Annotated in this window: 12 protein-coding genes; 8 read left to right on the top strand and 4 right to left on the bottom strand. The window is 65.6% G+C overall.

Going from position 1 to position 9440, the window contains the following annotated elements:
- The first annotated feature begins 129 nt into the window (after positions 1-129).
- The 4 genes from AX729_RS24835 (at position 130) to blaOXA (ending at position 3753) form a co-directional block, all read left to right on the top strand.
- A complete protein-coding gene (locus tag AX729_RS24835; protein WP_061026861.1) occupies positions 130-924 on the top strand; it encodes an ATP12 family chaperone protein in 795 nt (264 codons plus the stop codon).
- Positions 925-980: 56 nt separating this feature from the next.
- Positions 981-2603, top strand: a complete 1623-nt coding sequence (fliK, locus tag AX729_RS24830; RefSeq protein ID WP_061026860.1) for a flagellar hook-length control protein FliK — start codon at positions 981-983, stop codon at positions 2601-2603.
- Positions 2600-2863, top strand: coding sequence for an EscU/YscU/HrcU family type III secretion system export apparatus switch protein (locus AX729_RS24825; RefSeq protein ID WP_061026859.1), 264 nt, complete (start codon positions 2600-2602; stop codon positions 2861-2863). Before fliK ends, AX729_RS24825 begins: the two co-directional genes overlap by 4 nt.
- Positions 2864-2937: 74 nt before the next feature.
- Positions 2938-3753 (top strand): class D beta-lactamase, encoded by an 816-nt coding sequence (blaOXA, locus tag AX729_RS24820; protein WP_061026858.1) that lies wholly within the window; start codon positions 2938-2940, stop codon positions 3751-3753.
- 78 nt (positions 3754-3831) lie between these two features.
- Here the strand turns inward: blaOXA and AX729_RS24815 are convergent, their stop codons facing one another.
- Positions 3832-4425, bottom strand: coding sequence for a hypothetical protein (locus AX729_RS24815; RefSeq protein WP_061026857.1), 594 nt, complete (start codon positions 4423-4425; stop codon positions 3832-3834).
- 164 nt (positions 4426-4589) lie between these two features.
- Positions 4590-4994: a DUF4260 domain-containing protein gene (locus tag AX729_RS24810; protein ID WP_061026856.1), complete on the bottom strand. Its 405-nt coding sequence runs from the start codon at positions 4992-4994 to the stop codon at positions 4590-4592.
- Positions 4995-5137: 143 nt separating this feature from the next.
- On the opposite strand from AX729_RS24810, the gene AX729_RS24805 reads away from it, so the two are divergent.
- Together AX729_RS24805 and AX729_RS24795 are read left to right on the top strand one after the other, a co-directional pair.
- Positions 5138-6670: an acyl-CoA carboxylase subunit beta gene (locus AX729_RS24805; protein ID WP_061026855.1), complete on the top strand. Its 1533-nt coding sequence runs from the start codon at positions 5138-5140 to the stop codon at positions 6668-6670.
- Positions 6671-7281: 611 nt separating this feature from the next.
- Positions 7282-7629 carry a hypothetical protein gene (locus tag AX729_RS24795; RefSeq protein ID WP_061026853.1) on the top strand — a complete coding sequence of 116 codons (348 nt, stop codon included), beginning with the start codon at positions 7282-7284 and terminating at the stop codon, positions 7627-7629.
- A gap of 28 nt (positions 7630-7657) precedes the next feature.
- On the opposite strand, the gene AX729_RS40640 is transcribed toward AX729_RS24795, so the two are convergent.
- Positions 7658-7810 (bottom strand): hypothetical protein, encoded by a 153-nt coding sequence (locus AX729_RS40640; protein WP_197433666.1) that lies wholly within the window; start codon positions 7808-7810, stop codon positions 7658-7660.
- Positions 7811-7885: 75 nt separating this feature from the next.
- Positions 7886-8539, bottom strand: coding sequence for a glutathione S-transferase family protein (locus tag AX729_RS24790; protein WP_061026852.1), 654 nt, complete (start codon positions 8537-8539; stop codon positions 7886-7888).
- A 128-nt stretch (positions 8540-8667) separates the two neighbouring features.
- Between AX729_RS24790 and AX729_RS24785 the strand changes: the two genes are divergently transcribed.
- Positions 8668-8982: a hypothetical protein gene (locus AX729_RS24785; RefSeq protein ID WP_061026851.1), complete on the top strand. Its 315-nt coding sequence runs from the start codon at positions 8668-8670 to the stop codon at positions 8980-8982.
- 114 nt (positions 8983-9096) lie between these two features.
- On the top strand, positions 9097-9384 hold the full coding sequence (locus tag AX729_RS24780; protein ID WP_061026862.1) for a twin-arginine translocation signal domain-containing protein: 288 nt from the start codon (positions 9097-9099) through the stop codon (positions 9382-9384).
- Positions 9385-9440 lie beyond the last annotated feature (56 nt).

The following is a 9440-nucleotide window of genomic DNA, read 5'->3' as shown; positions in this document are numbered from 1 at the left end:
GAGCGTTTTCGAGCGAAGTGGACGCCGGTTCGCGTCAAGAAAACGCGTCAAAACAGAAAGCTAGAGCCGCGTTCCGATTCCATCGGAACGGGAAAGGCTCTAGGCAGCGACTGGAGCCGAAAAGCCGATATGCGCGAGTTGTTCGATGACGCTGCGGGGAAAGCCCCGCCCGATCCGCGTGAAGCAGCGCGCCAATCCGCGCGCACGCCGCTGCGTAAGCGCTTCTACAAGGAGGCCGCCGTCGCCGAAGCCGATGGCGGCTTCGCCGTCACCCTCGACGGCAAGCCGATCCGCACGCCCTCCGGGCGCCAGGTCGTGATTCCTTCGCGCAGACTTGCCGATGCGGTCGCCTCCGAATGGGCCGCCCAGGGCGAGACGATCGACCCCATGACCATGCCGCTGACGCGGATCGCCAACAGCGTGGTTGAGGGCGTGGTCGACCGCGTCGATCAGGTCAGTGACGATCTCGCGAAATACTTCGAGTCCGACCTGCTGTTCTATCGAGCCGGCCATCCTGAGGGACTGGTCGCGCGTGAGGCCGCCCATTGGGACCCCGTCCTGTTCTGGGCGGCGGAGACGCTGGGAGCGCGCTTCATCCTGTCCGAGGGCATCATGCATGTGGAGCAGCCGGACGCGGCCGTTCAGGCCGCGCGCGCCGCGCTGCCACAGGACGCCTGGTCGGTCGCGGCGCTCCATATCGTCACCACCCTGACCGGCTCGGCGCTGCTGGCGCTGGCGCTCGCCAAGGGCGCGCGCGATGCCGAACTGGTCTGGGCCGCCGCCCATGTCGATGAGGACTGGAATATCGAGCAATGGGGTGTGGACGAGGAGGCCGCGGCCCGCAGGGCTAGGCGCCTCCGGGATTTCGAGGCTGCGGTGGCCGTCCTGAATGCGCTAAACGCGCCTTCGGTCGAAGGTCCTTAACGAGAGGTTTACGACGGCGGCCTTAGGGTGGGGCCAGCTTTCCCTGGGCCCCTCCGATGCCGACGCCGGTAAGTTCGATCGTTCCCGTCAGTGCCGCCAGCCCTCCGGCTGATGCGACGACGCCGGATCTCGTGCTCCAGGCCGGCAGCGTCGTCGACGCCAGAGTGGTCAGCGTGCTCGCCGACAATCTGGTGCGGATCGCGATCGCCAATCTCTCGATGGACGTAATGTCGGAAGTGGCGCTGTCGCCCGGGCAAAATCTCCAGCTCGCGGTGTCGCAGAACGACGGCACCATCCGGCTCGCCGTCATGGGCGGGGCAGGCGGAGCGGCGGGTGATCAGATTACGCTCACGCCGGCTGCCGCCTCGCTGGTGGACAGCCCGCCGCTTGCGCCGTCGGCGAGCGCTGCGCGCAACGCGCTGACGCCATCGGAGCAGGTAGCCGTTACGATGGCGTCCGCCGAGGCCGTGACCAAGCAGGGCAGCCAGGCACCGCTGTTCGCCAATCTCGCCGCGGTCGTCACCGGCAGCGATTTGCCGGCGGGGCTGAAACAGGCCGTGCTCGGTGTGCTGGCGCAACGGACGCCTCTCAATACCGGCCTCGACGGCGGCGATGTCGAATCCGCCTTCCAGAGGTCAGGGCTGTTCCTCGAGGCTTCGCTCGCCGCGGGCACAACGCCGTCGTCGGGCGCAATGCCGGACTTGAAAGCGGCGCTGCTGGTGCTGCGCCAGACGCTGGCCAAGCTCGAAGCGACCGCGCCCCAGGCGCAAGGGGCGATCATTCCCGGCAGTGCGGCGGGGACATCGCAGCCGGCTGCTGCGCCGGCCCAGCCAATGGGCGGGGCCGCACCGCCCGCTGTGCCGTCGACCGAAGCCGAGACCGTCCAAACCCAGCAAATGCCGCGCAGCGCCAGTCCCGCGGCCGCCGTCCTGGCTGATGCCGCCGGCGGTGCTCCGCAGGCCGCGATGCCGCGGACCATGACGGCAGGCCTTGCCGCCAGCCTCCTGCAGGAGATGACGCAAAACCTGCCGCGGATGATCGGCAACGTGCCCGGCTCCAACAAGGCCGTGCCGGATGGCCACCTCTTCGAGGCGGCCACCCAGGCGACCACGCCGCCGCCGTTCCGCGGCGCATTGCCGGCATCGCAGGCTGTCGCCTTGCCATCGCTGACGCCGGATACGCCGCTTGCCGCCACCGTGCACCGCCTGCTCGACGACACTGACGCTGCAATCGCGCGGCAGACCCTGCTCCAGGTTGCCTCGCTCCCCGATCGCACTGACGCATCCGGCCACCGCGTCGACCCGGCCGTGACGCAATGGAATTTCGAGATTCCGTTTGCGACCCCGCAGGGCACCGCAATGGCGCAGTTCGAGATCTCGCGCGATGGCGGCAATGAATCCGCCGATCCCGCCACGCGTGCCTGGCGTGCGCGCTTCTCGCTCAATGTCGAACCGGCCGGCCCCGTGCATGCTCTGATCACGCTGAACGGCGACAAGACGTTCGTGCGGATGTGGGCGGAGCGGCCGGCGACGGCGCAGCAGCTCCGCGCCGGCATCGGTGAGCTCAGCCAGGCATTGACGAGGGCCGAGCTCAAGCCCGGCGACATCATCGTGCGCGACGGCACGCCGCCGCAACCGGCGCCTGTCCGCGCCGGCCACTTCCTGGATCGCGCGACATGAGCGATCCATCCAAGCTCGCGATTGCCCTGCATTACGAGAAGGGCAACAACGCGCCTGTCGTCGTTGCCAAGGGCAGGGGCACGATCGGCGAAAAGATCGTGGAGATCGCCAGGGCCAACGACATTCCCATCGAGGAGAACGAGGTTCTGGCCGGCGCGCTGTCCAAGGTCGAGCTCGGCGAGGAGATCCCGCCGGATCTCTACAAGGCCGTCGCCGAGGTGCTGGTTTTCGTGCTGCGACTGTCGGGTCGGGGACGGTAAACACGACCTGTCATCGTTTCACCACGTAGCGGCTGCATGGTCACGTCGCTTTCACTGCTCAACGGACATCACGCTTGCTCACCCGCCGTTCCACGCTCGGCCTGCTCGCAGCCGCCATCCTGCCGTCACGTGCGTTCGCCCACGTCGCGCCGCCGCGCAACGAGATCCGCGATGGCCTCGCCAAGCGCTTCGCCGATCTCGGCACGTCGGGCACCTTCGTCGGCTACAAGGTCGAGGACTATCTGGTCGTCGCCAGCGACAAGGAGCGGTCGGGCGAGGGCAAGCTGCCGGCCTCGACCTTCAAGATTCCGAACTCGCTGATCGCGCTGGAAACCGGCGTCGTGGCTGACCCAGACAAGGATGTGTTTCCCTGGGACGGCGTCAAGCGCTCGATCGAGGCCTGGAACAAGGACCACACGCTGCGTAGCGCCATCGCGGTGAGCGTGGTGCCGGTCTATCAGGAGATCGCGCGCCGTATCGGCCAGGAACGCATGCAGAAATATGTCGACGAGCTCGACTACGGCAATCGCGACATCGGCGGCGGCATCGACCAGTTCTGGCTCACCGGGAATTTGCGCATCGACCCTGTCGAGCAGGTCGATTTCGTCGACCGGCTGCGCCGCCGTGCGCTGCCGATCAGCAAGCGCAGCCAGGATCTCGTCGCTGACATCCTGCCGGTGACCAAGGTCGGCGACAGCGTCATCCGCGCCAAGTCGGGCCTGCTCGGGGCCGAGCGCGGCGAGCCGTCGCTCGGCTGGATGGTCGGCTGGGCCGAGAAGGGCGAGGCGCACACCGTGTTTGCGCTCAACATGGATTGCAAGGAGCCGCGCCACATCGAGGCCCGCATGCCGCTGACGCAGGCCTGCCTCGCCGAGATCGGCGCGATCTAGCGCTACGCGCGGGCGCTCGACGAGCATCTCCCGACCAGGAAGAACTGAGCGCGTTCGCGACTGCAAATGGACTTAGCCTCAGGCCTTGTCGGCCTTCTTCTCGGTCAGCGCCCGGTCGATCGCAAAGCCGCCGATCTCGCTCATGGCCTGCGAGGTCACGTCGCCGTGCCTGGCAAAGGCATTCGTCAGATGATCGAACTGCGCCCGCGCCAGCCGCAGCACCTCGATCGGCACCCCGACCACGGTCTCGTTCAAACTGTCGACGGAGGCACGTAGTGTCTCGAGTTCGCTCGTGAGCTTGCCGATATGGCTCTCCGCATCCCGCATCAGATCGAGCAGCTTGCCGCGCTCGGCATCGAAGACGGTGCGCTCGACTGCCGCAGCCGCGGTGAGCTCGGCAAGCTGCTCCTGCAGTGCCGCGATCTGGCCGATCATGGCGTCGGAGGCGAGTTCGGCGGCCTCGCGCAGCTCGGCGTTGCGCGTGCTCTCGATCTGCTGGTCATGATAGAGCCGCTCGGCCGACATCGCCCGCTGCGCCAGCGACTCGATAAGGCTTGCGGCGCGTAGCAGCATCTCGCCGTTCCGCCCCGACACCATGCTGGCCATGCGCCGCAGGAAGGCGACAGTTTCGGACGAAGAGCTCGGCGGCAGGGGTACGACCGTCGCGGACATGAGGTGATGCTTGCAGCCAGACGTGAGGACCGCCGCCGTACCGACTTGGCTCACGCAACATTCGGCGCCTGATCGTAGGCTCGATGCAAGCCTGAATCGCCTGGTCCGGTCAACCGGCTCGCCTTCAAATTTGCGGACGTTGTCCGCTGCCGAAGCTGTCGGGGTCAGGCGTCCTTCTGCGGCCGGATCCGCCCCAGATGGGTGAAGCCGAACCCGGCTGCATATTTCAGGCCGTAGCCGATCGCCCGGTCGATGCCGATATGGGCGAGCCAGATCACGGCAATCGACTGCGCGAGCGGCGAGGCGAGGCTGACGCCCATCGCCAGGAGCGCCGCCGGTGCCATGTAGCTGTGGACCGCATTGTAGGCCATCGCCCCGAACCGCGCGTTTGCCAGGTAGGCCAGGAAACTCAGATCGGGGACGAAGAACAGCGCGGCGAAGATTAGCCAGGAGCCGCCCCAGTTCGCGTAGAGCATCACCATGACGGCGAACAGCGTCAGGCCCTCCAGGTGGAGCAGGATTTTGACGCCGCCAGTCACCGCGCCCGTCTCAGTCGCTTTTTCGTGCATCGTCGATCCCAGGCAATACTCTGTAATCGCTCATGCTTTTCCGCATGGGCAAGGCTGCCCTGCGACGCCGAAAGCCGCTTCCCGGCGCGCAAAATGGCGTGTTAGAACGGCCCGCACATAAGGCTAAGACCTGGCGGGAGCAAATGAAGAATATTTTGGACGCCCTTGAAGATCGTCGTGCCGGCGCAAAGCTCGGTGGCGGGGAGAAGCGCATCGAGGCGCAGCACGCCCGCGGCAAGCTGACCGCGCGCGAGCGCATAGAGCTCCTGCTCGACAAGGGATCGTTCGAGGAATTCGACATGTTCGTCGAGCACCGCTCCACCGAGTTCGGCATGGAGAAGACCAAGGTGCCCGGCGACGGCGTCGTCACGGGGTGGGGCACCGTCAACGGCCGCAAGACCTTCGTCTTCGCCAAGGATTTTACGGTCTTCGGCGGCTCGCTCTCGGAAACGCACGCGCTGAAGATCACGAAGCTGCAGGACATGGCGATGAAGGCGAGGGCGCCCATCATCGGCCTCTATGACGCGGGCGGCGCCCGCATCCAGGAAGGCGTCGCCGCGCTCGCCGGCTACTCCTACGTCTTCCGCCGCAACGTGCTGGCCTCGGGCGTGATCCCGCAGATCTCCGTCATCATGGGCCCCTGCGCCGGCGGCGACGTCTATTCGCCGGCCATGACCGACTTCATCTTCATGGTGAAGAATACCAGCTACATGTTCGTCACCGGCCCCGACGTCGTGAAGACCGTCACCAACGAGGTCGTCACCGCCGAAGAGCTCGGCGGCGCTAGCGTGCACGCCACGCGCTCCTCGATCGCCGACGGCGCCTTCGAGAACGACGTCGAGACGCTCTTGCAGATGCGGCGCCTGATCGACTTCCTGCCGTCCAACAACACCGACGGCGTGCCGGAATGGCCGAGCTTCGACGACATCGGCCGGGTCGACATGTCCCTGGACACGCTGATCCCCGACAATCCGAACAAGCCCTACGACATGAAGGAGCTGATCCTGAAGGTCGTGGACGAGGGCGACTTCTTCGAGATTGCGGACATGTTCGCAAAGAACATCGTCACCGGTTTTGGCCGCATCGCGGGCCGCACCGTCGGCTTCGTCGCCAACCAGCCGATGGTGCTGGCCGGTGTGCTCGACAGCGATGCCTCGCGCAAGGCCGCGCGCTTCGTCCGCTTCTGCGACGCCTTCAACATCCCGATCGTCACCTTCGTCGACGTGCCGGGCTTCCTGCCCGGCACCGCGCAGGAATATGGCGGCCTGATCAAGCACGGCGCGAAGCTGCTGTTTGCGTACTCCCAATGCACCGTGCCGCTCGTGACTGTCATCACCCGCAAGGCCTATGGCGGCGCCTTCGACGTCATGGCGTCGAAGGAAATCGGCGCCGACATGAATTACGCCTGGCCGACCGCCCAGATCGCCGTGATGGGCGCCAAGGGCGCAGTCGAGATCATCTTCCGCTCTGACATCGGCGACCCCGACAAGATCGCCGCGCGCACCAAGGAATACGAAGACCGCTTCCTGTCGCCCTTCATCGCCGCCGAGCGCGGCTACATCGACGACGTCATCATGCCGCACTCGACGCGAAAGCGGATCGCCCGGGCGCTGGCGATGCTGAAGGACAAGAAGACGGAGATGCCGGCGAAGAAGCACGACAATTTGCCGTTGTGAGGGAAGGGCGCGTCGGTGGCAATTTGGCGTTGTCGATCGAGATCATGGCGGCGCGCCATTGGATCGTGCGGCCTGATATTGGGCGTGTTGTCCGCGGTCCTGGCGATGGACATAGCGTGCTTTGCCAAGGACAGCGAGATGACCGTCACCGCCCGAACGTCGGAAGAGACCGTTATCGAAGGCTACGCCGACGCCGACAATACGTGCGCGCCGGTCGAGCTACCCCGGCTCTTGCTCATGAAGTCACCGGAACATGGGATCGTCTGTTATCGCATCGAGGATTTCGAGGTGGCGGGAGACTCGGGAAGGGACCATGCATGTATCGGGCGCTGGGTCCGCGGCATAAGCATGTTCTATCTGTCTCGATCTGGTTACAGCGGGCCGGATAGTCTCCGATACGAAGCAATCACCGATCGAAGGCGGGACGGGGTTGCTGTTCGCGTCAGGGTCTTGCCGAGTCCTGCAAACGACTCCAATCAACCTGCCAACGCTGGTGGTTCTTTGCGCGAGCCGTCTATGTCGATTGGGCCTATTCCTGCGTGCGTCGTGCCGGTGTCCTAGGCCAGGGTGCTCTACAATCGAAGTTCCTCGATCTGCCAGCTCACAAACCAATGACTGAAGACGATCCGTCCGACGAGATTTCCGACATCGAAGCGCGGATCGAGGCGCTCGCCGAGATTGCCGAGCGATGCCGCAAGTACATTCTGGCGTCGAAGATCGCCATCGGTGGCGGGGCAGCGCTGCTGCTGGTTACGATCCTCGGGCTGTTCGGCTTCGGTCAGACCGCCGCGCTGGGCTCCATCGCGCTGGTGCTGGGCGGGATCGTCTCGCTGGGCTCGAACGTCAGCACGCTGCGGCAGACGGACGAGGCCATCAGTGCTGCGGAGGCGCGGCGTTCGGCGCTGATCGGGCGTATTGACCTCAGGGTGGTCGCCGATGCTCCGCTGAAGCTGGTGTGATGCGCCGCTTTCCCGGCGCAACCACGCATCATGCGGCGCGCTTGACCGTCAGCTCCGAAAGCTCCGCGCGGCACTCGGCGGCGAAGGCCTGAAGCCGCTCGGCTGTCTGCCGGTCGAGGATGGCTTTCGCCAGCCGCTCGGCGCGGGCAACCTGTTGCTTGAGATACTCGATGCGGGGCATGTGTCACCTGTCGAATGGCTTCCTTCCGGTGGCGGCGTTTATATGCCGCGCCGGGATTTCGTTGTGTGAGGTACATCACGCTCCGCGGGCTTTATCCGCCGCCGCGAAATGCGCGATCTGGTCGGCGTGCGCCTTGGCAAACGCCGGGCGGCCGATGGCGCGCGAGACGTAGGCGCGGCAGGCAGGGCTGTCCGCCAGGCCGCCGAAACCATCGACGACACGCAGTACATCCGACATCAGGATGTCGGCAACCGAGAAGGAGCCGGCCAGCCATTCGCGGCTGGCGAGCACCGGCTCAAGATGCTTCAGGCGCAGCTTGAGGAAGTCGTCTACGAATTTCCACGCCTGGGTGTCGGTCGGATGTCCCATGAATTTCGACATCGCCCAGGGCAGGCTCGCCATCTCCACCGAATTGAGGGCGGCGAACACCCATTCGGTCGTCTCGGAGCGGCCGCGCGGGTCTTTCGGCATCAGCTGTGTGCTGCCTTCGCCCAGATGCAGCAAGATCGCGCCGCTCTCGAAGATCGAGAGCTCGCCATCGGTCAGCCATGGCACCTGGCCGAACGGCTGGTGCGCGAGATGCGCCGCGCCCCGGTCGTCGAACGGCACGCTGGCGACGCGATATGGCAGGGCCGCTTCTTCGAGGGCCCAGCGCACACGGAGGTCGCGCACGAACCCTCTGGGCGGTTCGGGAACCCAGTCGAAGGTGGTCAGCGTGAGGTCGGCCATTCTGCGTCTCCATGTCGCCGTTCGAAGCAAGGACGCGCGAAGGGCGGGCGTTCCGACACGGGTGCCGAATTTTTGTCGCGGAGGGCTGAAGCGGCTATCCTCGCTGCAAACAACAGGAGGAGAAACCAATGCCCGCAGCTTTCTTCGTCGTTCGCGCCACCGTCACAGACGCCAGCAAGCGCGCCGCCTTCGACCGATGGTACGAGACGGAACATCTGCCCGATGCGATGAAGGCGTTCGGCGTCAGCAAAGCCTGGCGGTTCTGGAGCCTGGACGACCCTTCGCTGCACCAGGCGATGTATCGGTTCGAGGACGAGGCGAAGCTGAATGCGATGCTGAAAGGTGATGCGCTCCAAAAGCTCGTCGCCGACTTCAATCGTGATTGGCCCGACGTGAAACGTACCCGCGAAACGCTGGTGCTGGCGCAGGAGTTTGCAAAATAGGCGTGACACAGCCCGCTGCGCAATGAATCTGAACGCGCGATTCAGGTTCGGTTCATGCCATCAGCGCGACACTTCCTCTGCATCACGGACACGATGATCCAAGAAGGAAGAAAGATGGAGCGCCGGAACTTTTTGAAACTTGCATTGGGACTGACGGCGGGCGCCGCCGCCTTCGCCGCGACTGCCGCGCAGGCTGCGCCGCTGTCGCCGCAGCCCGTCGCCGATCCCACCCGCACGCCGAAAGGCAATTCCGACGCTCATCCCGCGGTCACCACCAGCGAGGAAGCCGCCGAGCTGACGCCCGAGCAGGTTCATTGGCACGGCCATCACCGCCACTGGGGCTGGCGCCGCCGTCATTGGCGCCGGCATCGCCGCCGCTGGCACCGCCGCCATCACTGGTAAGCTCGCGACGTTCGCGGGTTGGACGGGGATCGCCACCAGCGATCCCCGTTTCGATT

The organism is Bradyrhizobium sp. CCH5-F6, from assembly GCF_001556045.1.
In the GTDB taxonomy this organism is placed as follows: Bacteria; Pseudomonadota; Alphaproteobacteria; order Rhizobiales; family Xanthobacteraceae; genus Bradyrhizobium.
Note: the sequence above shows the minus strand (reverse complement) of the source record. Positions and strands in the feature narration are given on the sequence as shown.

Coding starts and splice junctions, on each gene's coding strand:
- AX729_RS24835 (WP_061026861.1), top strand. CDS start 130: ATGCGCGAGTTGTTCGATGACGCTGCGGGGAAAGCCCCGCCCGATCCG.
- fliK (WP_061026860.1), top strand. CDS start 981: ATGCCGACGCCGGTAAGTTCGATCGTTCCCGTCAGTGCCGCCAGCCCT.
- AX729_RS24825 (WP_061026859.1), top strand. CDS start 2,600: ATGAGCGATCCATCCAAGCTCGCGATTGCCCTGCATTACGAGAAGGGC.
- AX729_RS24815 (WP_061026857.1), bottom strand. CDS start 4,425: ATGTCCGCGACGGTCGTACCCCTGCCGCCGAGCTCTTCGTCCGAAACT.
- AX729_RS24810 (WP_061026856.1), bottom strand. CDS start 4,994: ATGCACGAAAAAGCGACTGAGACGGGCGCGGTGACTGGCGGCGTCAAA.
- AX729_RS24805 (WP_061026855.1), top strand. CDS start 5,138: ATGAAGAATATTTTGGACGCCCTTGAAGATCGTCGTGCCGGCGCAAAG.
- AX729_RS24795 (WP_061026853.1), top strand. CDS start 7,282: ATGACTGAAGACGATCCGTCCGACGAGATTTCCGACATCGAAGCGCGG.
- AX729_RS40640 (WP_197433666.1), bottom strand. CDS start 7,810: ATGCCCCGCATCGAGTATCTCAAGCAACAGGTTGCCCGCGCCGAGCGG.
- AX729_RS24790 (WP_061026852.1), bottom strand. CDS start 8,539: ATGGCCGACCTCACGCTGACCACCTTCGACTGGGTTCCCGAACCGCCC.
- AX729_RS24785 (WP_061026851.1), top strand. CDS start 8,668: ATGCCCGCAGCTTTCTTCGTCGTTCGCGCCACCGTCACAGACGCCAGC.
- AX729_RS24780 (WP_061026862.1), top strand. CDS start 9,097: ATGGAGCGCCGGAACTTTTTGAAACTTGCATTGGGACTGACGGCGGGC.